The organism is Acinetobacter sp. BMW17 (genome assembly GCF_001592855.1).
GTDB classification, from domain to species: domain Bacteria; phylum Pseudomonadota; class Gammaproteobacteria; order Pseudomonadales; family Moraxellaceae; genus Acinetobacter; species Acinetobacter johnsonii.
Genome location: NZ_LSOD01000037.1, coordinates 1 through 21,041, shown reverse-complemented (window position 1 = coordinate 21,041; position 21,041 = coordinate 1). Strand labels below are relative to the sequence as shown.

The following is a 21,041-nucleotide window of genomic DNA, read 5'->3' as shown; positions in this document are numbered from 1 at the left end:
TTCACAGAGTTAGGCCGACCTCACACCCAAGTTGCCACTTAAATTTGAGTAGATATGGGAAATCTTAATTTTTAAATCTTTGTGCAACAAAGCCGTTTTTATAGTGAGTTTATAACTGAAGCATATAAACAAGCCTGTGATGATTTTGAACTAAAAAAACATCCAAATTTCGTGAAAAAAGCATATGAAATTGGAATACGAATTGATGAATTAAAAGTAATAATAGCTACAAATATTGATCTGATCCAAATATGGGCAGATAGGATAGATAAATTAGATTTTACATATGAATTAAAGGCATTGGAAAATGCTTATGAGCTTTTTTTTCATGAAGTTAAAAATCTGGTTGTGAATAAAGAGAAAGATATTTTAGCAGTTGTTAATTTTGATAAGTTCGATCAACTTTTAAAAGTTGTTTATGAAAAATCTAATTTCACTGAATATAATGAGAAAGTATTTGTATTTAATAAAAAAATTGATGAATACTTGACTACTTTATCTAAAGATGAGAGCCAAGATATTAATCAAAAAATTACTGATTTAAGATTTTCAAAGTTGCGTTTTTCAAATGAAGTAATCTCTGATTTAGAAAACTTTAGTCAATATAAGATGGGTAAAGATGCTAAAACAAAATTGATGAATGAATTACGTGAATTAGTGTTAGAAGAGCAAAAAATTCTTATCGAAAAACATAAAGATGGAATAAATAGTTTGTTAGTGAAATTTAATTCAATGATTAGACTTAATAAATTTGAAAAAGATAATAAAGGACATAGGGGTGCAAGCCGAATATCTTACGGTATTACATTCTTGGATCAAGAGCTATCAATACTAAATGACAATGAAATAATCTTTGATAGAGTTTTAAGTTCTGGTGATAAATCAGCTTTAGCATTAGCTTTTTTTCTTTCTAAGTTTAAAGATGTGAATTTCGAACCATCAATAATATTTTTTGACGACCCAATGAGTTCATTAGATGAGCAAAGAAGAAAAGCTACTATTCAAGAAATTCAATATTTAGTCCAAAGAGAATTTCAAGCTTTTATTCTTAGTCATGATCCATTTTTTCTCTCAGATATAAATAAATTAAGTGCTATTTCAAAATTTGCAAAGTGTTATGAAGTTGAAACAGAATTAAAGGATACTAATCCTTTGGACCCAAATAGTAATAAAGTTTGCAATAGTAAACTTATTTTACGACAGAATTTTGATTCTTATGTTCTACATTCTTATTATCAGGAATACTATAAGCTGTGGGATTTCGTTCATGCAGGTAAAGAAGAAGATAAAGTTGAAATAGCTAGATCTTTGAGACCCATTCTTGAAGCATATTTACGATTTATTTTTCCAAAGACTTTCACAAATGATTTATGGTTAGGAAGTATGATTCCAAAGATAAGAGAAGAAAAAGATGTGAATAGCCCATTATATGATAAATATGAAAGATTAAAAGCGATAGAGTCTATTAATGAATTTTCTAAAGCCTATCACCATGCTGATGGTTTTGATACTAGTATACAAGGGATTGAATTTTTGACTTTAAAAAATTATGCCAAAGAGACCTTGATTTTTATTACGGGATTAAATTAATAAAAATCTCTCTCAACCTCCCTTTGAAAAAGGGAGGAGCAGTCACGAAACAAATTGAATCACATGACATCCCCCTCTTTTTAAAGAGGGGTTAGGGGAGATTATTTAAACAATCGAATCATCCAGATTCGGCGCTAACCAACGCTTCGCTACATCCAGTGTCCAGCCCTTACGTTTCGCATAATCCTCAAGCTGATCTTGAGAAATCTTGCCCACATTAAAGTATTCACTTTCAGGGTGCGAATAATAGAAACCACTGACAGAAGAAGGCGGCATCATCGCAAAGTGTTCAGTCAACTTAGTCCCAATCTTCGCTTCCGAACCTAACCAGTCAAATAACACTGCTTTTTCAGAATGCTCAGGACAAGCAGGATAACCTGGCGCAGGACGAATACCGACATACTTCTCTTTGATCAATTCTTCATTGCCCAAAGTCTCATCGGCTTTATAGCCCCAGAACTCTTTACGGATACGCTCATGCAGATGCTCAGCGAAAGCTTCGGCAAAACGATCTGCGAGAGACTGAACCAAGATTGCAGAGTAATCATCGCCTTTGGCTTTATATTCATTCGCCAATTCTTCCGCACCGAAGATCGACACAGTGAAACCACCAAGATAATCCGTATTGTCTTTCGAGGTGCTAATAAAGTCTGCTAAAGATAAATTCGGCTTACCAGTGACTTTGTCAGACTGTTGACGCAAGTGTTCAAAAGTATGCGTAACCTTCTGCGCTGTTTCATCAAACACGCTGACTGTATCTGCACCTGTACGTTGAGCAGGGTACAGGCCAAATACAGCACGCGCATCGAAACGATTATTCTCGATCACATCTTTGAGCATGGCTTGCGCTTGATTATACAAATCCGTTGCAGCTTCACCGACAATCTCATCTTCTAAGATTTTCGGGAATTTACCTGCCAAGCTCCAAGAAATAAAGAATGGTGTCCAGTCAAAATATTCCACCAAAGTTGCAAGTGGGTAGTTGGTGAGGATATGTGTACCCATCGTATTTGGAATAGGTGGGACATAATTCGCATCCACTTTAAAGCCATTTTCAATTGATTCGGCATAACTGAGTTTGGCTGCTTTCGGCTGTTTGTTGGCTAAACGTTCACGAATTTTGGCATATTCAGCACGCTGTTCTGCAATAAAGTTGCCACGCATTTCTTTCGAAAGCAGGGTGGTTGCTACACCCACCGCACGTGATGCATCAGCCACATAAATCACCGCATCATTTGAATATTGCGGATCAATTTTAACGGCTGTATGCGCTTTCGATGTGGTTGCACCACCAATCAATAAAGGAATGTCAAAACCTTTACGTTGCATTTCTTTGGCTACAAACACCATTTCATCCAAAGATGGGGTGATCAAACCTGATAAACCGATGATGTCACATTTCTCATCAATCGCAGTTTGCAGGATTTTTTCCGCAGGTACCATCACGCCGAGGTCAACGATGTCATAACCATTACAGCCCAAGACCACACCGACAATGTTTTTACCAATATCGTGTACGTCGCCTTTTACCGTTGCCATCAACACACGACCTTTAGATTGTGCATTGCCTTTTTCAGCTTCGATGTACGGATTCAGCCATGCCACGGCCTGTTTCATCACACGTGCAGATTTAACTACTTGAGGTAGGAACATTTTGCCTGAGCCGAACAGGTCGCCGACCACGTTCATACCATCCATCAATGCGCCTTCAATCACATCGAGTGGACGTTTGGCTTTTAAACGGGCTTCTTCGGTATCTTCGTCGATATAGGTAGTGATGCCTTTAACCAGTGCATACTCAAGACGTTTTTCAACCGTTTCATTGCGCCATTCAAGGTTTTCAGCTTCGCGTTGTGCGCCACTATGACCACGGAACTTCTCTGCCACTTCAAGTAGTTTTTCTGTGGCGTTTTGACCTGATTCACCTTGGTTTTGATTCAGAACAACATCTTCAACAGCATCTTTCAGTTCTTTTGGAATATCGTCATAAATCGCCATTTGACCCGCGTTGACGATCCCCATGGTCATGCCTTGTTTGATGGCATAGTAAAGGAACACAGAGTGAATCGCTTCACGTACAGGTTCATTACCACGGAAGGAGAAGGAGACGTTAGAAACACCACCTGAGATCATAGCATGCGGTAAGTTTTGCTTAATCCAACCTGTGGCTTCAATAAAATCCACACCATAGTTATTATGTTCTTCAATCCCTGTTGCGACTGCAAACACGTTCGGGTCAAAAATAATATCTTCGGCAGGGAAGCCCACCTCATTAACCAAAACGTCATAAGAACGTTTACAGATTTCACGCTTACGTTTTGCGGTATCTGCCTGACCTGTTTCATCAAAGGCCATAACAATTATCGCAGCACCGTACTGACGGCATAAGCGCGCTTTTTCGACAAACTCGTCATAACCTTCTTTTAAGGAAATCGAGTTGACGACTGGCTTACCTTGTACGCATTTCAAACCAGCTTCAATGATTTCCCATTTTGATGAGTCAATCATGATGGGCACACGAGAAATATCAGGCTCAGATGCAACGAGATTTAGGAAATGCACCATCGCATTTTGCGAATCGAGCATCCCTTCATCCATGTTAATGTCGATGATTTGTGCACCAGCTTCAACTTGTTGTTGTGCAACTTCTAAAGCTTCAGCAAACTTTTCTTCACGGATGAGACGTAGGAATTTTTTTGAGCCTGTGACGTTGGTACGTTCACCGACGTTCACGAATAGCGAATCATCATAAATGTTAAACGGTTCTAAACCACTTAAACGGCAGGCAGGTTTGGTTTCTGACACCTGACGTGGCTGAATGTCTTTCACTGCATTGTAAATTGCACGGATATGATCAGGCGTTGTACCACAGCAACCACCGGTAATATTGATCAAACCACTTTCTGCAAATTCTTTAATGAAGGCTGCGGTTTGTTCAGGGGTTTCGTCATATTCACCAAAAGCATTTGGCAAGCCTGCATTTGGATGCGCTGAAACAAAAGTATCGGCTACATCAGCAATGGTTTTAACGTGTGGACGCATCGCGTCTGCACCGAGCGCACAGTTAAAACCAATTGAGAGTAAGTCACCATGACGAACCGAGTTCCAGAACGCTTCTGCGGTTTGACCTGTTAAGGTACGACCAGATGCATCGGTAATGGTGCCTGAGATCATGAGTGGAAGTTCACGACCAATTTGTTTGAACACTTCTTTTACTGCAAAGATCGCAGCTTTACAGTTTAAGGTATCGAACACGGTTTCGATCAAGATGATGTCTGCACCACCTTCAATCAAGGCATGCGTCGCTTCGATGTAGTTTTCTTTTAGTTCATCAAAAGTAATGTTGCGGAACGCAGGGTCATTTACATTCGGTGAAATCGAACAGGTACGTGATGTGGGCCCCAATACACCTGCCACAAAACGTGGTTTGTCAGGGGTTGAATATTTTTCACAAGCGGCTTTGGCTAAGCGTGCCGCTTCGCGGTTAATCTCGGGAACAAGATCTTCCATGTGGTAATCCGACATTGAAACACGTGTGCCGTTAAAGCTGTTGGTTTCAATAATGTCTGCACCAGCATCGAGGTAAGCTTCATGAATACCTTGAATAATTTGCGGCTGTGTCAGTACCAAAAGGTCATTGTTGCCTTTGAGGTCAGAAGCCCAATCTACAAAGCGTTCACCACGATAATCTTCTTCTTCGAGCTTGTGACGCTGAATCATGGTGCCCATCGCACCATCGATAATAAGGATGCGCTCGGCAAGAAGTGCTTTTAAGGTGGCAAGTGTAGACATTCAAAACTCACAAACAGGTTTTCAAAACGTGCAATATTTTAGCAGAAAAGCAGGTTGATTAATGCCTAATTCAAGTGGTATTGGCTATATGGCAAATAAAAAAGGCTGATTTAGCTTTGGTTTTCATGAAAGTGAAATATAGACCCGCTATGTTAATAAATCAGAATAACTAGAGATGAAAAATATTGATTGGAGCAGATTGTTACAGACAGCACAGCCAAATGTAAGAAAATAATTCAGCGTAATCCGCACCGAAAAGTTAAATTTTGAGCCAGCACAGTGCGTTCAAGGCTTATAAGCGATTTACTGCTGATCTAAAATAAGCCAATTATGAAAAAATTGGCTTCATGTGACACGCATTTGTCATATAATTGTCACAATTAAATTGAACAATAGGGGATATTGATATCCTCTTTAGCCGTCTGCATGAATTCTAATATTCCTCCCGTCCAAGATCAGGTGCACGTGACACAGGTCAAGTCGACGAATGTGCACGTACCTACACCGAAATTTTTTATGCCGGTGTTTTTAACGGTCATTATTTCAACGCTAATTTATATTGGCTTTCAGCTTTCTGCTGACTTATCGCATGTTCCTGCACTGAATCTTTACTCTTTAATCCTTTTAGCGACGGCCTTGTTCATTGCTTTGGGTTTTGAGTTTGTAAATGGCTTTCACGACACTGCCAATGCGGTTGCAACGGTCATTTATACCAATGCACTGTCTGCACCTGTCGCGGTGATGTGGGCAGGTTTCTGTAACTTTCTTGGGGTTATGGTCGCAAGTGGTGCAGTGGCTTACGGTATTATTGCGCTGCTGCCCGTTGAGTTGATTATGAATGTCAGCTCAGGCGCAGGTTTTGCCATGGTGTTTGCCATGTTGATTGCTGCAATTTTGTGGAACTTGGGCACATGGTTCTTGGGTATTCCAGCATCAAGTTCGCACACTTTGATCGGTTCGATCTTGGGTGTGGGCATCATGAACTACCTGATGCATTCAGGCAGTGGTGCTTCGGGTGTCGATATGGATCAGGTGATTAAAGTTGGTAAAGCTTTACTGTTTTCACCCATGATCGGTTTTGCTTTTGCAGCAGTGTTGTTCTTATTGGTGAAAAAAATCTTTAAGAAACAACTGGAACTGTTCCAACCACCTGAAGGTAACAAACCACCACCGCCACTGATTCGTGCCATTTTGATTTTTACTTGCACAGGTGTGAGTTTTGCGCACGGTTCAAATGACGGTCAAAAAGGTATGGGTCTAATTATGCTGATTTTGATTGGTATCGTGCCTTTGGCTTATTCTTTAAATAAGAATTTAGATTCACAGCATATTCAGTCATTTGCTCAACTTTCAGATCAAACTGCGGCTGTGATTTATCCGAATCATAACGATATTGCAGATGAAAAAGCCCGTATGGTGATCACGCAATATATTCAAACCAAAGAAATGACCCCAGAAGTCGTACCTGCTTTAGCCAGTTTGACAGATCATTTGGGTGAGCGTGTTGGTCATTATGGAGATCTTAAAGATATTCCTGAAGCTGAAGTTTCTGCACTACGTAATGACATGTACTTAAGCACGACAGCATTCAAACGTTTGGATAAAGCGGATCAATTGCCGGCGATGTCTGAAGCGGGCAAAAAGACAGTAAAAGAATATCGTAGTAACTTAGATTCATTCTTACAGTACATCCCAACATGGGTAAAAGTAGCTGTGGCATTGGCTTTAGGTCTAGGTACGATGGTGGGTTGGAAGCGTATTGTGGTGACTGTAGGTGAGCGTATTGGTAAAAACCATATGACTTATGGTCAAGGCATGTCAGCAGAATTGGTGGCGATGACCACAATTGCAGCCGCTGATGGCTTTGGTATGCCAGTATCGACCACCCACGTGTTGAACTCTGCGGTTGCAGGGACCATGGTGGCAAACAAGTCTGGTCTGAACTTTGCAACAGTAAGAACCATTCTTTCGGCTTGGATCTTTACCTTGCCAGCAACGATCTGTTTATCAGGTGGTTTGTTCTGGTTGTTTCTACAGTTTGTTTAATCTGATATGTAAGAAACAATAAAAAAAACGCTACCGAAGGGAGCGTTTTTTTTAGCTCTGTATTTTATGAACGATGCTGTTCATATTTTACTTTTTGAATTTCGCCCAGACTTTGTCTAAAGGTAGTTTATCTGCGGCAAAGCCATAAAGTGCTGCAAAGGGCAGTGCGGTACGTGCTAAATAAGCGACACGCCATAAGCCACCGTGATTGGCACCATGCATCATCAGCTCTAGAGGATGTTCAAGTTTGTTCTCTGGATTGGCTACAGACTCAGGATTGCGCAGGTCATGGATCCATAAAGCCGCCATGATGGCATTGGTTGTTTCAGGCTTAAAGGCTTCAACATCAAACAAGCTCGCCCCATTAAATGCGGCTTTGAGCAGTGGATTTTTGGTGACAGAATGCGTGGTGGTTGATGGTGCAATATTGATGCTGACGCGCTGACCTTCCGAGCGAGCAAGCGTTGCACGCCACTGTTGAATACGTTTAGCCAATGCATAGTTTGGCCCTTGCTCAATCACTAAACAGTCGGTGATGCCGTAAGACTTGTTATTATCCGACTCGACGAGGTCATGTAGGTTTTTCTTGAAGAACAGTTGTCCACTGAGGGTTGAAATACTTTTACTGATCATCTGTTGCGTTTTAGAACGACCACTGAACTTTTGCTCAGATGCTGTAATGACTTCTTCAGGTACGGCATAGACATCGGTAGGTGTACACATATACATCAAGCTGGTATCTACTTTGTGCGCGCTGACATGTTGCATAATTGCATCCATTGCAACAGAAACACGGACATGCTTTTCACCATCCAAATACGCAATCGCGGCCAAATCTAACTGATGTGGGTTTTGTACCAACCATTGTGCAATTTCAGGCACTTGTGTCAGTAAGTTCGCGCCGAGTTTTTCTTTTAAAACAGCGACAGGTGTTTCTGCACTCAGCGCTTCAACCGATGGGGCATATAGCGTGGCATTGCCGTGTTGAATGGTGTCTAAAATTTTGCCCCATACACGACTATTGGGTAAATCAACCGCTACAATATTGGCTTTCCATTGGGCTAACCATGTGAGTGGACCCGCTTCAGATGCGGCACCGAACAAAACCATCGTGCGATCTGATAAATCAAACCATTCAGGATGTTCCACACAAGCAATCAGTGCTTCAGCATGGCTTGGTTCAATCACACCTGCATCTAACCATGTTTGGATTTGTGCAAGTAAAGTACCCCCTTTGAGTTGTTGGCCTTTATAAGGCACTGACCATTCAGGCGTCGCATGACTTTCGCCTTTGAGTTTAATAGTATGCAGTGGTGCGCTTTCAAGTGACATTACATCTTTGAGGAGATGCTTTTGCCCATCTCGATAAAACTCAAACACATTATGTGCTTTGTTGAGCCCATCTTGTGCCATTTGAATCGGTGCAATTTGATTGCGAATCCCAAATTCAACTAAGGATTTAAAATAGCGTGGATATTGTTTACGCCAGTTCTTTTCTGTAAGTGCAGTAACAGAGCTTTGGTGATCAACATTGGCTAAGGCCTCTGCAATAATCTCTTTCCCTGTACGTGAGGTACTAACTTTTTGTGTTTTCGAGTAAATTGGAAATTGAAGACCATCTAAGGGATTGGACATGCAAGAAATCTCACTGGCATTTGCTATTTATATACAGTTGTAAACATTATCTATGCCAAATCAAATTCCTGCTTGGCATTTCATGCCAAATTTATGTAAAAATATATGTAATAAAAAAGCCTTCTGAACAGAAGGCTTTTGAGTTTAGCAGCGACCTTTTTTGGCCTGTCCGGGTGGACAGAAATCGCCTTGGCCATGAGGATAATAAGAACGATCAGGATCGACGATGATACTCCCTTCAGGGGTATTTACCGCACAGGCTGTAAAACTGAGGCTGATCATCAAGGCTGCAAATATAGACATTATTTTCATCGCAATTTCCTTGGTTTATAGTTGTCCTGATGTTTATTGTAAAAATCAGGACCACCCGTTGCTGTGAAAAAATGTTACTAAGCCTATATGCGTATGGATGCAATCCATTTGCAATCTAGGGGTTCGGCTTTAAATAGGTAACTGGGTTAATTTGCTCAGAAAGTGTGGGATAAGACGCGGCTCTAAAATTAAGGTCATGATGACCCCATAAGCAGCTCCCCAAAGATGGGCGCTATGATTGATGTTGGAGTTGCCTTTTTTACCTGACCAGATGCTATATGCCACGTACAACACTGCAAAAATAATCGCAGGTACGGGAATAAAAAACACAAAAATCAGCTTCCAAGGTTCAAACAACACATAAGCGAACAATACCGCAGAGACCGCACCAGAAGCACCAAGGCTTGCCCAGCGCACATCATTTTTATGTTTTAAATAACTAGGTAAAATGGCAAAAATTAAACCACCCAGATAAAACAAAATAAAACCTAACTCATAGAAGTATTGACGGTAAAAACTTTCAATAATGCTGCCAAAGAAAAATAGGGTGAACATATTGAACAGGAGATGCATACCATCGGCATGAATAAAGCCATGTGTAATAAAACGATCGTATTGCCCACGTTGCATCGCAGGAGGCCAGAAAATCAGACGGTTCATCACGTTCTGATTTGAAAATGCTACCATAGAAATAATGACCGTAATAATAATGATCGTAACTGTATGATTAAAAGGTAAATCCAACATTTCTGAGATGTTCTGCATATAACTATCTTGTGGTCATAATGCCATTAAATTGAGCGAAAAGATGAACTTTCACAATAAATCCGACAATTTTGGTTGATTTTTTTTAATTACCCCGCATCTTCAGTTAAAATAGCAACTTCAGCTTGAGGAAATGATTGTTATGTCGACTGAGAACAGCAGCACTGCAGTTGCAGAGGAAATTCCAAACTTATTGATTACTCCGACTGCACAAGAGTATTTACGTGATTTATTAGAAAAACAAAATACACCGGGCATTGCTGTACGTGTATTTGTTGAAAATCCGGGTACACCACGTGCTGAATGTTGTATGGCATATAGCGCGCCTGAAGAAGTGATCCCAACCGATTACCGTCAAGATTATCCAGACTTTCCTGCGTATATCGACACACCGTCTATTCCATATCTATTAGATGCGGTGATTGATTACAACAAAGACCGTTTTGGTGGGCAGTTAACATTCCGTGCCCCAAACTCGAAAGTACCACGCGTTGGTCCTGATGCATCGATTGAAGAGCGTATTACTTATATTCTTCAGTCTGAAATTAATCCTGGTCTAGCAGGGCATGGTGGTAACTGTGCATTGGTTGAAGTTGTTGAAGATGAAGAACATGGTTTAACGGCTGTACTTAAATTCGGTGGTGGTTGCCAAGGTTGTTCAGCAATTGATGTCACCTTAAAACAGGGTGTTGAGACGACTCTGCAACAACACATTCCTGAGTTACGTCGTGTGATTGACCAGACGGATCATACGCAGGCAGAAGGCGCATACTTCAAATAATTTTTAAGCCATTTTTACTAAATAACCTCCTTCAATTAGGGGGTTATATTTTATCTAAAGCTAAAATGTAATTGATAATAATTATCAATATTTATTGCAATATGTTTATCGTTTGTTAAAATGCCCTACGAAATTTACACAATCTCTCCTTCTTTTGTATTTGGGTGTATGCGTTATGGGTAAAAATCTGACGAGATCAACTTTAGCTTTGGCTGTTGTAGGGGCAATGAGTTCATTTGCGATGGCAAATGACGTTGTAGAAACCACAAAAGAGAAAGAAGCAACACAATTACAGACGATTGTTGTGTCGGCAACGGGTTATGAGCAGGATGTTTCAAAAGCACCAGCATCAATTACTGTGATTAGCCGTGAAGAATTAGATAAACGTGAATATAACGATATTACAGATGTTTTGAGAAGTGTTCCGGGTGTTGTTATTACGGGTGAAAATGCAAGTCAAACAGTTAGTATTCGAGGAATGTCTTCGAATTACACCTTGTTCTTAGTCGATGGAAAGCGTCAATATTCTAAAGACGTTAACCCAAATGGCGATGACTACGGTATGGAGAAAAATATTCTTCCTCCAGTTGCATCTATCGAACGCATTGAAATTATCCGTGGTCCAGCATCTACATTGTATGGTTCTGATGCAATGGGTGGCGTGATTAATATTATTACTAAAAAAGTGACGGATGTTTGGACTGGGAATGTTGAGTTAGGCACAACTATTCAGGATAAAAATAATTCTGGAGACATTCGTAATGGTTCTGTTTATTTAGCAGGGCCGATTATTCAAGATAAAGTTGGCTTGCAGTTAGGTCTAAATCGTTTAGAGAGAAAAGAAGACTCTTATATAGGTGGTTTTACAGGCCATACAACGGAAAGTTTAAATTCACGTTTAACTTATGTGCTTAATGATCAACACGACTTAGCTGTAGAGGCAAATTTCTTCACGCAAGAGTCTGAGGCTACGGCAGGTAAAACGGTTGCGGCAACAGGTACTGACTCTGCAAGTCGAAATATACGTAGTGTTTATGCCTTAACGCATAATGGTCGATATACCGATAATTTGGATAGTAAATCTTATATTCAATATGAAAATTCTAAAAACCCAGATCGTGAAAATACAGTCGTGGGAACGAAGGGAATTGATTTAGAAACATGGACTGCAAATACACAGTGGAATTGGTTGTTAGGTAATCATACACTGGCTTTTGGTGGGTATTATAAAGATGAAAGTTTGTTAGATCGAGCAACAAACCGAAATCCGTTGGTTCCAGAGTTTGATGAATTGACACGTTGGTCAGCTGCTGCATTCTTAGAAGACACATGGAGTTTAACTGATCGTTTTAATTTAACGCTTGGGGCCCGTTATGACCATGATGAACTATATCAAGGTAATATTTCTCCGAGAGTTTATGGTGTTTATAACTTTACTGACCAATTTACCGTGAAGGGTGGGGTTTCTACAGGTTATAAACAACCAGATATTCGTTCTGTGACTGACGGCTTCTATAGTGTGACAGGAGGAAGTGGTTCTCCAACAACAACGGGTCGAGGAATTATTAAAGCAAATCCAGACCTAGAACCAGAATCAACTGTTACTTCAGAGTTAGGTTTTTACTGGAACAATGATCACGTTAATACCTCTATTACAGGTTATGTAACTCAGTTTAAAGATCGAATTGAAGAAATTCGTGAATGTGATTCAACGGGTAATGCTGACTACAACCGTAATGATGTTTCAACGTGGAAATGTTCTGAAAACGGTATTCCATTTGCATTTATCAGCACACGTGAAAACATTGGTAAAGCTGAGTTACGTGGTGTAGAGGTGACATTTGATGCCAAATTAGCTGAATATACAACCTTAACTGCAAATTATACGTTTACAGATACAGAAATTAAATCAGGTCAATTTAAAGGGCAGCCTTTAAATGGCATGCCTGAACATGTATTTAATGTAACAGTAGATCATGACTTAACCGATGCTTTGAATATTTGGAGCCGATTACATGTGCGCGGAGAAACTACACCGTATTTAGGTCGCTCAAGTATGTCTGACCCAATTCCTGGATATAACTTCCTCGATGTTGGTTTCAACTATAAATTTGCACCAAACTTGAAAGGTAAATTTGGTGTTTATAATGTGTTAGATGAAACTGCACAGAATGCTGATGGTGAGCAAACTTTAGATGGTCGTCGCTATGGTGTAAGTTTTGTTGCTAATTTCTAATACATAGAAATTAGAATTAGAGACCCGTTTCTTCAACGGGTCTTTTTATTTAGGGGATTAAAATACTTTGTGCTTGGTCAGAATAATAAAACTGTTCTAAATAATAGCGCGCTCGATCACGTAAGTAATCAGAACGAATGAGCTCTTGAATAATAGGGTTCAACAAATCTTGAAGTTGATTTTGGACTAAGGCTTCGTCGATATTTAAGTCGCGTAGTAGTAAATCAAAAGGCCGTTCTTGGTTGCGAATGTACCAAGCATAAACACCATCATGCACCTGTTGCTGCAGATAGTCTGTTTGACGTATATGCTCCCAAATTTCGTGCCCCATAGCGACGGTTTGAGGCAAGTCCTGTACTTCAATATAATTTTTCAAAACTGATAAAGGCATATCTTTGATTTTGTGCCAGAGGTTGGCTTGAAAGTGATATAGCTTTTCATCATTAAAGTTTTGATTTAACACCTGTTCACTCATTTGACTGAGTTTTAAGATGTTCTTTTGTAAATAATGCCCAATAGTGTCATTTAGGTTTGAGTCTGTGACTGTTTCGAGTACCGACTTGCCCATTTTCATAAAACTAGAAACACCTGGCACACGTTTAGTCATCACAGAGTTATTCAAATAGTCTTGAATCGAGTGCTGAATCAGCTGGGTAATCATGGCTGAAAAAGCTGGGTTATTTACTATAGTTTTAATTAGACGTTGACGATGCCCACTTTTACTCGCGACATACTGCGCAATTTTATCGATGGTGAGTACAGGAATCACATCGGCAATTTTGGTTGATTCATTGATGGGATGAATTAGAGCAAATTTAATGTGCTCTGCAATTTGTGAAATTAGATGCTCGGTCGCAGGTGTGGCTAGGATTTGTTTTTGCAAAAGCGCGTTGATGTCTTCAAAGCTCCACAGTTGCTGCAAAGTTTGTTTTCTAAACCAGTGATAAAATAGGGTGAATTCATTTTGTACGGTACTTGCTTGCGAAAACTCATGATCTAAAAAATTAAGATGAGCTTCAATGAGCTGCTCAATCATCGGGTGTTTCTGCATACGTACTCAACAAAATTAATTTAGTGGAATCAGTTTATCAGCCAATGGATTTTTTAACTTTTGTGTTTTTGCAAGAAAAGGCAGGTAGTGTTGTGCAACTGCTTGTTCTGCCTCCAAAAGTGGCATATGACCAACATTGTTAAGGATGACAGGAGCTTCAGCACGTTTCAATAAGGATTTGAGCTCATTCGCCACTTCGACATTAATAATTTTGTCCTGCTTACCCCACAAAATGAGGGTGGGTGCTTCAATGTTACGAGTCACTCGGGCAAAGGAGTCAGTGGTATAAATTCGGTTCAAGGTCACCAATTGATCAATCACTTTACTGTTTTTTTCAGCCTGAGTAATTAACTGTTTTTCTTGGGCGCGCTTTAAATAATAGGGCATTTTGATTGGGGTTTGCATGACGCGTTGCATCACATCATCCAAATCGCCCGGCTTGCTTACAATCAAGTGCTTTAAATATTGCGGGTCTTTGGCATAGTTGGTGTTGGCGTTCTTATAAATGCCCGCACTGTTCAATAAAAACAAACTTTGCGTGTCAAAAGGGTATTGCGCGGCATATAGGGTTGCAATAGAACCACCGATAGAATGTCCTGCAACATTCAGCTTATCTTGTATATGAATGGCTTCAACAAAACGACGGAGTCGCTCTGTGACATTTGGCATAGAGAGATCAAAATCATCAGGGACTTTGGTATCGCCGTTGGTCGGAAGGTCGGGGATGACTACGTGGTAATAGGGGGTTAGAAACTGTGCCACACGGTTCCAATTGTCTCGATTTCCAGCAAAACCATGAATCAGCAAAATCGTTGGCTTATCAACTGCACCGCCTTCGTTATAGCTCCAAACGATATCATCCACTTTAAGTGTTTTGGTTTTTAAGCCGGCGGTGACGCGTTCTTGTAGAAGGTAGCTTTGTAAACTGAGTTTGTCTTTGATGATGGTATTTTCGACCGCATGGCTGGCGAAAGGAAATGACAAAGCTAAGGCGAATAGACCGGCCTTTAGACTTTGTTTCAAGACGGATTTTGAGCGCATCATCATGGTTCATCCTTAAACGGAGATGAATGAAAAAACTGACCGAATAAGATAAAAATGCTCTGATTTTGAATAGTTTTTATGTTTATTTACAGGTCTGTTTGATTCTAATAGCTTTCATGCAAATGTCATTAATTATTTATTTGAAAGGATATACTGCATTTGGATAAAGTGTGAACTGCGTAACGATTTGTTTGAGATAAAATGCAAATTTAAAATTAAGCAAAAAAAGAAGCCGCTATGTTTTTTGCAAGTGACAATCAATTTCGCTGGGATTAAACTAGTCCAACTTAATAACAATCGGGTGGGAAAGGGAATGCTAACAGCTCAAGAAGCTTTAAGCCGTCTAAAACAAGGTAACCAACGTTTTGTAGCGGGTGAGACAACCCACCATAAGCAATTGTCTCACCAAGAACGAGCAGAGATGGCGGAAGACCAAAACCCATTTGCGATTGTACTCGGATGTTCTGATTCTCGTGTGCCTGCAGAAATGGTCTTTGACCAAGGCTTGGGTGATCTATTTGTCATTCGTGTTGCTGGAAATGTGGTTGCACCTTCGCAAGTTGGCAGTGTTGAGTTTGCTGCTGAGCGTTATGACTGTGCGGTAGTTGTAGTTCTTGGTCATAGTCACTGTGGTGCGATTCAAGCCACCATTGACACCCTGATGAATCCAGATAGCCCACCTTCTGCAAACTTGATGTCGATTGTAAACCGTGTCCGTCCTTCGGTTGAAACCTTGATGCAAACTGAACTGAAACATGACTTATGCAAACTGTCTAAGCATGCGGTGCGTTCAAATGTTTTTGCTTCTGTCAATCAGTTACGTCATGGCTCAGCTGTGCTTGAAAGCTTGATTGCCAAAGGCAAGTTACAAGTGGTTGGTGCTGAGTACTCACTTGAAAGTGGTGAAGTGGTTTTTTTTGACTTCTGATCCTATGTGCTGATCAGAGTAAAAGGCGCTTTACAAAGCGCCTTTTATATAGGCATAAGCTAAATTTAATAAAATAGGCTGTGCTTTGCCATTTGGATGAACTAAATCTTTTTGCATCAAGCTTTTATTTCCCGCTACACCTTCCAAAAAGAAGGGCAGCAATTTAACTTTGTATTGTTGACTGACCATTTTGTAATTATTTTCAAATGCCTTGCTATAGGCTGTGCCATAGTTTGGTGGCATTTTCATTCCCAAGACAACCACAGTTGCATTGGCTTTTTGACTCTGTTGAATCAGTTGCGCTAAATTTTTTTGAATCATCTGAGGTGGTTGACCCCGTAGCCCATCATTCCCGCCAAGCTCAATCACCACCACATTTGGCTTATGCGTTTGCAACAGTTTGGGTAAACGAGCCAAAGCGCCACTGGTGGTTTCACCACTCACACTGGCATTGACCACTTTGTGTTGTTTCGGATACTGTTGGTCTAACCGTTTTTGCAGTAAATTCACCCATGCTTGCTGTGGTTCTATGCCATAACCTGCACTAATGCTATCTCCTAAAACCATTATGGTTTTTGCAAAAACCCAAGTGGGGCTTAGGCACAGTGCAAGCAAAACCAAGTATGAACTAATACGTTTTTTAAATTTGCGATTTTGCACGAATATTTGCATATAGGGATGTTATGACCCAAGTTCGTAGTGATGTAAGCATCATGCCACAAGTGATTATTTCTGCCCAGCAACTGACACAAAAGATTAAACTTCCGCAAAAAGAACTGACCATTTTCTCAGATTTGAGTCTGAGCATATTAGCAGGTGAACAAGTCGCAATTACAGGACGTTCAGGTTCAGGAAAGTCTACCTTACTGGGTATTTTGGCGACTTTAGATCAGGCTAGCGGTGGTGAGCTCATCGTTTGTGGTGAAAGTATTTCCAAGCTCAATGAAGAACAGCGTGCACAGGTGCGTTTAAAGCATATTGGCTTTGTATTTCAGTCCTTTCAACTGCTGCCACACCTGACTGCTGTTGAAAATGTGATGCTGCCGTTACGGCTTCATGCATCATTTAACTTCGCTGAAGCGGAGCAACGCGCTTTGAGTTTGTTGCAAAAAGTTGGATTGGAGCGACAGGCCACCCAAACACCGAAGGTACTTTCGGGTGGGGAGCAGCAGCGCGTCGCAATTGCCCGTGCACTGATTGCTGAGCCAAAAATTATCTTTGCCGATGAACCAACAGGAAACTTAGACAGTCAAACTGCGCGAGAAATTGAGCAATTATTGTTTCAATTGAACCGTGAGTTGGGTACGACCCTCATTTTAGTGACGCATGACCATACGCTTGCAGAACAGTGCCAGCGTCATTTTGAATTACTCGATGGTCAGTTGATCGAACATCCTCGAACGGGAGGATAAAATGAATTCTCTATTTCAGCCCTTGCTGAAGCAAAGTTTTAAAAGTAGCGGTGTGTATTTATTGATTATTGCGTTGATTCTCGCGATCAGTGCAACGACTGCGCTGAAGTTTAGTAATGAGCAAATTCAAAATGCCGTAGCGCTGCAAGCCGCCGAGATGCTAGCAGGGGATTTGGTTTTAACGGACAATCAAAAGCTCGATCCGAAATGGAAAGCGCAAGCGACAGCTCTCGATTTAAAACAATCAGAAGTCACTGTCTTTAGTTCGATGGCATATACCGATGATCAGTTTGTTATGGTCAATGTCAAAGCCATCGATCAAGCTTTTCCTCTACGTGGAGAGTTACGCATTCAGCCTGCTGCGAAGCATATTGCTTCGGGTGAAGTTTGGTTGAGTCAGCGTGCTAAGGATTTGCTACAGGTTAAACTGGGCGATCAACTCAATATTGCAGATGGTGTGTTTAAGATCACAGGCTTGATTGAGCATGACTCCAATCAAGAGTTAGGTTTTTCTGGGTTCTCGCCGACGGTGATTATCTCAAAAGCGGATATTGCCAAGACCAATGCCATCCAAGTCGGTAGTCGTATTGACTATCGTCTACTGATGGCAGGTACCACACAAAATACCCAGCAGTTTGAAGCAAATTTTAAGAAGCAAAATGCAGCATTTATGGATGTAGATGCGGCAGCTCAAAGTGCTAATGCGGAAGAACCACAAAACAGCTTACGCCTACGCAATGCCAGTGAGGGCAATACCCGTTTAATGAAACCAATTGCAAATTTGGACACTTTTTTGCAGTTGGCGAATATCTTAACGATTTTGCTGTGTGGAATTGCGATTGCTTTGACCAGCCAACGCTTTGTACAACAAAACCAAGACCACATTGCGCTATTACGTTGTATGGGGGCTGCGAAGTCACAAATTCTCTGGGCTTATCTCAGCTTGTTGGGTGTGGTGTTCTTGCTCGCCATGCTGGTCGGGAGTGCAGTGGGTGTAGGGTTGGGTTATGGCCTGTTACAGTTGATGTTACAACTGATTCCACACTTAAGTATTGCGTTTTCAGCGTGGGATATGTTGCTCGGGCCGATTCCGATTGCCATGTTGACCAGTGCCGTAGTGCTTCTGGGTTTTGTCTTACCGAGTTTTTGGGAGCTTTTGAATACTCCACCGATCCGTGTCATTCGCAGTCAAGAAAAATCGGTTTCGTCTATGTTTTGGATGCTGCTCGCAGGAACGGCAAGTCTGGTGCTGTTTAGTATCGTTCTGACTGAAAACATGGTACTGACAGCCATGGTGATTGGTGCAATTATCATTCTATGTGCAGTGTTATACAGTGTGGTCTGGCTGAGTTTGAAGTTTATCCGTGGCTTAAAAAATGCGATTTCTGCTTATGTCCGCACGCCTTACCAGACTGCATTTCAGATTACCGCTTTGGCTTTGGGACTTAGTTTAATTACGGTCTTAGCCGTATTACGAACCGATTTGTTAGAGCGTTGGCAGCAGCAAATTCCTGCGGGAACCCCGAATCAGTTTGTATATGGTTTACCACCTTTTGACATGCCTGAGTTAAAAGCACAAATTGAGCAGAATCGTTGGAACAGTACGCCGCTCTACCCCAATATTCGAGGTAGACTGATTGCCAAAAATGGACAACCTTTTGCTGCGGATTTGGTGAAGCAAAATAATTCCTTACGCCGCGAATTAAATCTGACCCAAGCAGACCGTTATCCTAAAGATAATGTAATTGTCTCTGGCGCAGCAAAACTCACAGCAAAAGGACAAGTTTCGGTAGAAGCCAATACTGCAACAGAGCTTGGGATAAAAGTGGGGGATCAACTGACCTTTAGCTTACCAGAGGGTGTCATTCACGCCAAAGTCGCAAACTTACGAACTGTAGAATGGGAAAGTTTTAGCCCAAACTTCTTTTTTATTTTTGCGCCACAGACCATGGATGAAAATGCGGGCAGTTATTTGGGCAGTTTTTATGTACCCGAGTCTGACAAAGCGAAATTGGTCAGTATCATTCAACAATTTTCCAACACCGTCTTTATTGATGTCAGTTTAATTTTAGATGAAATTAAGCGCATCGTGACGGTGCTGGTGCAGATTGTCACGATCCTTGCAGTTTTAGTGAGTATTTCAGGTATTCTGGTTTTAATTGCTTGCCTTAACTTACTCATGGATGAGCGCAAACGTGAAGTGGCGCTATTACGTTCATTTGGTGGTTCCAAGCAAAAACTCAGAACCATGCTCAGTCTAGAAATTGGCTTTATTGGTTTTATGGCAGGTGTGGTTTCTTGTTTATTTGCTGAAGCAATAAGTGCGGTAGCATGTTATCGCATGGGATTAGCCATTCAGCCACACTGGGAAATCTGGCTCATTTTACCACTGTTCATGACCTTACTCTGCGCGCTGATTGGGCGTTATCGCTTAAGTTATCTCAGTGATATTCCACCTTTACAAAGTTTGAGAGAGATCAATCAATCGTGATTGATCTCTTAATACGTTAAGCGTTGAATTTTAGAAATTGAGCTGTTGACGCATCATCATTAACACTTCAGACCATAAGGGTTGAATATACACCACAAGGTTTTGGCAGTGTAAGTAAAACCCATACGAACCGCAGGCTGCCAAAACAAGGCTCAGCGGCATAATCCAACGCTGCTGCGTCTTTTGGGAGAGATACCAAAGTGCCGCTAAAACAGTACCCATCAACATGCCGCCAATATGTGCGGCATTATTAATCCCTGAAATCATAAAGCTCATGGCTAAGTTGATTCCCATCACGATGAGCAAAGTCTTTTTATCTAAAATAAAACGTTGCTGTGGGAGCATCGGCAGTAGCGATAGAACCGTCAGTGCTGCCCCCAGTCCCATGACGGCACCTGAAGCCCCTGCACCGACACGCGGCAAGAGTTCAGGGTTTGCTAACCCAATACGAATCAGTTCATAACTGTCTTGAATGGCAATATAACCACTGAGCAAGCTACCCATGAGACCCGCAAGGACATATAGCGCAAGAAAATAGACACGTCCAAACATTTGCTCCAGCACACTGCCAAAAATATACAGCGCCCACATGTTCAACATGAGGTGAACCAAGCCAAAATGAAAGAACATACTGCTCAATAAACGCATCGGCTCAGCCAAGAAGGTAAGTGGTGCATAGTCTGCTCCCCAATGTATGGCATCAGCCGTACTTGGATTGCTGACATCCATGCCATGCAGGATTTGCCAAAAAAACAACCCAACATTCACGGCAATAATGACGGCGGTAATCCACCATAAATGTACGTCAAATTTTGTTTTGATTTGCGGAGGTGTAAGCTCGGTCATGCTATTCTTGCTAAAATTTTGGGCGGTGTTTCAAAAAGTATGCTGAAAAAAACAATATGGCTTTTGATAAAATAGAGGTATGAAAATAACGCTACAAATCAAATGTCCTACC

15 protein-coding genes are annotated in these 21,041 nt (G+C 41.0%); 7 read left to right on the top strand and 8 right to left on the bottom strand.

Annotated features, from left to right (window positions below; translation table 11 throughout):
* Nucleotides 1-81 precede the first annotated feature (81 nt).
* The gene (locus tag AXW61_RS11605) at nucleotides 82-1,590 is read left to right on the top strand and encodes a hypothetical protein (RefSeq protein WP_240487460.1); all 1,509 of its coding nucleotides are present in this window, start codon (nucleotides 82-84) and stop codon (nucleotides 1,588-1,590) included.
* Between the two features lie 105 nt (nucleotides 1,591-1,695).
* Here the strand turns inward: AXW61_RS11605 and metH are convergent, their stop codons facing one another.
* Complete coding sequence (gene metH / locus AXW61_RS11600) at nucleotides 1,696-5,382, bottom strand: methionine synthase (protein WP_062034420.1); 3,687 nt, start codon at nucleotides 5,380-5,382, stop codon at nucleotides 1,696-1,698.
* A gap of 426 nt (nucleotides 5,383-5,808) precedes the next feature.
* Here metH and AXW61_RS11595 point away from each other — a divergent pair, with 426 nt between their 5' ends.
* Nucleotides 5,809-7,428, top strand: a complete 1,620-nt coding sequence (locus AXW61_RS11595; RefSeq protein WP_004981049.1) for an inorganic phosphate transporter — start codon at nucleotides 5,809-5,811, stop codon at nucleotides 7,426-7,428.
* 87 nt (nucleotides 7,429-7,515) lie between these two features.
* On the opposite strand, the gene AXW61_RS11590 is transcribed toward AXW61_RS11595, so the two are convergent.
* From AXW61_RS11590 to AXW61_RS11585, 3 genes are all read right to left on the bottom strand, one after another.
* A complete protein-coding gene (locus AXW61_RS11590; protein ID WP_062034419.1) occupies nucleotides 7,516-9,063 on the bottom strand; it encodes a hypothetical protein in 1,548 nt (515 codons plus the stop codon).
* A 144-nt stretch (nucleotides 9,064-9,207) separates the two neighbouring features.
* On the bottom strand, nucleotides 9,208-9,375 hold the full coding sequence (locus tag AXW61_RS17615) for a hypothetical protein (protein WP_094148780.1): 168 nt from the start codon (nucleotides 9,373-9,375) through the stop codon (nucleotides 9,208-9,210).
* Nucleotides 9,376-9,504: 129 nt separating this feature from the next.
* Nucleotides 9,505-10,122, bottom strand: coding sequence for a rhomboid family intramembrane serine protease (locus tag AXW61_RS11585; protein ID WP_062034421.1), 618 nt, complete (start codon nucleotides 10,120-10,122; stop codon nucleotides 9,505-9,507).
* A gap of 160 nt (nucleotides 10,123-10,282) precedes the next feature.
* Here AXW61_RS11585 and nfuA point away from each other — a divergent pair, with 160 nt between their 5' ends.
* Nucleotides 10,283-10,921: a Fe-S biogenesis protein NfuA gene (gene nfuA / locus AXW61_RS11580; RefSeq protein ID WP_004981041.1), complete on the top strand. Its 639-nt coding sequence runs from the start codon at nucleotides 10,283-10,285 to the stop codon at nucleotides 10,919-10,921.
* A gap of 175 nt (nucleotides 10,922-11,096) precedes the next feature.
* Nucleotides 11,097-13,157 carry a TonB-dependent receptor gene (locus AXW61_RS11575; RefSeq protein WP_062034418.1) on the top strand — a complete coding sequence of 687 codons (2,061 nt, stop codon included), beginning with the start codon at nucleotides 11,097-11,099 and terminating at the stop codon, nucleotides 13,155-13,157.
* Between the two features lie 49 nt (nucleotides 13,158-13,206).
* Here AXW61_RS11575 and AXW61_RS11570 read toward each other — a convergent pair whose 3' ends face one another.
* Complete coding sequence (locus tag AXW61_RS11570; protein ID WP_062034417.1) at nucleotides 13,207-14,208, bottom strand: hypothetical protein; 1,002 nt, start codon at nucleotides 14,206-14,208, stop codon at nucleotides 13,207-13,209.
* A gap of 15 nt (nucleotides 14,209-14,223) precedes the next feature.
* The gene (locus AXW61_RS11565; protein ID WP_062034416.1) at nucleotides 14,224-15,255 is read right to left on the bottom strand and encodes an alpha/beta hydrolase; all 1,032 of its coding nucleotides are present in this window, start codon (nucleotides 15,253-15,255) and stop codon (nucleotides 14,224-14,226) included.
* Nucleotides 15,256-15,565: 310 nt separating this feature from the next.
* Between AXW61_RS11565 and AXW61_RS11560 the strand changes: the two genes are divergently transcribed.
* The gene (locus tag AXW61_RS11560; RefSeq protein WP_004694391.1) at nucleotides 15,566-16,180 is read left to right on the top strand and encodes a carbonic anhydrase; all 615 of its coding nucleotides are present in this window, start codon (nucleotides 15,566-15,568) and stop codon (nucleotides 16,178-16,180) included.
* Between the two features lie 30 nt (nucleotides 16,181-16,210).
* On the opposite strand, the gene AXW61_RS11555 is transcribed toward AXW61_RS11560, so the two are convergent.
* Entirely contained in the window at nucleotides 16,211-16,852 is a 642-nt protein-coding gene (locus AXW61_RS11555; RefSeq protein ID WP_062034415.1) for an arylesterase, read from the bottom strand.
* Nucleotides 16,853-16,863: 11 nt separating this feature from the next.
* Between AXW61_RS11555 and AXW61_RS11550 the strand changes: the two genes are divergently transcribed.
* The gene (locus AXW61_RS11550; RefSeq protein WP_062034414.1) at nucleotides 16,864-17,592 is read left to right on the top strand and encodes an ABC transporter ATP-binding protein; all 729 of its coding nucleotides are present in this window, start codon (nucleotides 16,864-16,866) and stop codon (nucleotides 17,590-17,592) included.
* A 1-nt stretch (nucleotide 17,593) separates the two neighbouring features.
* Nucleotides 17,594-20,083 carry an FtsX-like permease family protein gene (locus AXW61_RS11545; protein ID WP_062034413.1) on the top strand — a complete coding sequence of 830 codons (2,490 nt, stop codon included), beginning with the start codon at nucleotides 17,594-17,596 and terminating at the stop codon, nucleotides 20,081-20,083.
* Nucleotides 20,084-20,113: 30 nt separating this feature from the next.
* Here AXW61_RS11545 and AXW61_RS11540 read toward each other — a convergent pair whose 3' ends face one another.
* The gene (locus AXW61_RS11540; RefSeq protein WP_062034412.1) at nucleotides 20,114-20,929 is read right to left on the bottom strand and encodes a rhomboid family intramembrane serine protease; all 816 of its coding nucleotides are present in this window, start codon (nucleotides 20,927-20,929) and stop codon (nucleotides 20,114-20,116) included.
* Nucleotides 20,930-21,041: the final 112 nt, after the last annotated feature.

Coding starts and splice junctions, on each gene's coding strand:
- metH (WP_062034420.1), bottom strand. CDS start 5,382: ATGTCTACACTTGCCACCTTAAAAGCACTTCTTGCCGAGCGCATCCTT.
- AXW61_RS11595 (WP_004981049.1), top strand. CDS start 5,809: ATGAATTCTAATATTCCTCCCGTCCAAGATCAGGTGCACGTGACACAG.
- AXW61_RS11590 (WP_062034419.1), bottom strand. CDS start 9,063: ATGTCCAATCCCTTAGATGGTCTTCAATTTCCAATTTACTCGAAAACA.
- AXW61_RS17615 (WP_094148780.1), bottom strand. CDS start 9,375: ATGAAAATAATGTCTATATTTGCAGCCTTGATGATCAGCCTCAGTTTT.
- AXW61_RS11585 (WP_062034421.1), bottom strand. CDS start 10,122: ATGTTGGATTTACCTTTTAATCATACAGTTACGATCATTATTATTACG.
- nfuA (WP_004981041.1), top strand. CDS start 10,283: ATGTCGACTGAGAACAGCAGCACTGCAGTTGCAGAGGAAATTCCAAAC.
- AXW61_RS11575 (WP_062034418.1), top strand. CDS start 11,097: ATGGGTAAAAATCTGACGAGATCAACTTTAGCTTTGGCTGTTGTAGGG.
- AXW61_RS11570 (WP_062034417.1), bottom strand. CDS start 14,208: ATGCAGAAACACCCGATGATTGAGCAGCTCATTGAAGCTCATCTTAAT.
- AXW61_RS11565 (WP_062034416.1), bottom strand. CDS start 15,255: ATGATGATGCGCTCAAAATCCGTCTTGAAACAAAGTCTAAAGGCCGGT.
- AXW61_RS11560 (WP_004694391.1), top strand. CDS start 15,566: ATGCTAACAGCTCAAGAAGCTTTAAGCCGTCTAAAACAAGGTAACCAA.
- AXW61_RS11555 (WP_062034415.1), bottom strand. CDS start 16,852: ATGCAAATATTCGTGCAAAATCGCAAATTTAAAAAACGTATTAGTTCA.
- AXW61_RS11550 (WP_062034414.1), top strand. CDS start 16,864: ATGACCCAAGTTCGTAGTGATGTAAGCATCATGCCACAAGTGATTATT.
- AXW61_RS11545 (WP_062034413.1), top strand. CDS start 17,594: ATGAATTCTCTATTTCAGCCCTTGCTGAAGCAAAGTTTTAAAAGTAGC.
- AXW61_RS11540 (WP_062034412.1), bottom strand. CDS start 20,929: ATGACCGAGCTTACACCTCCGCAAATCAAAACAAAATTTGACGTACAT.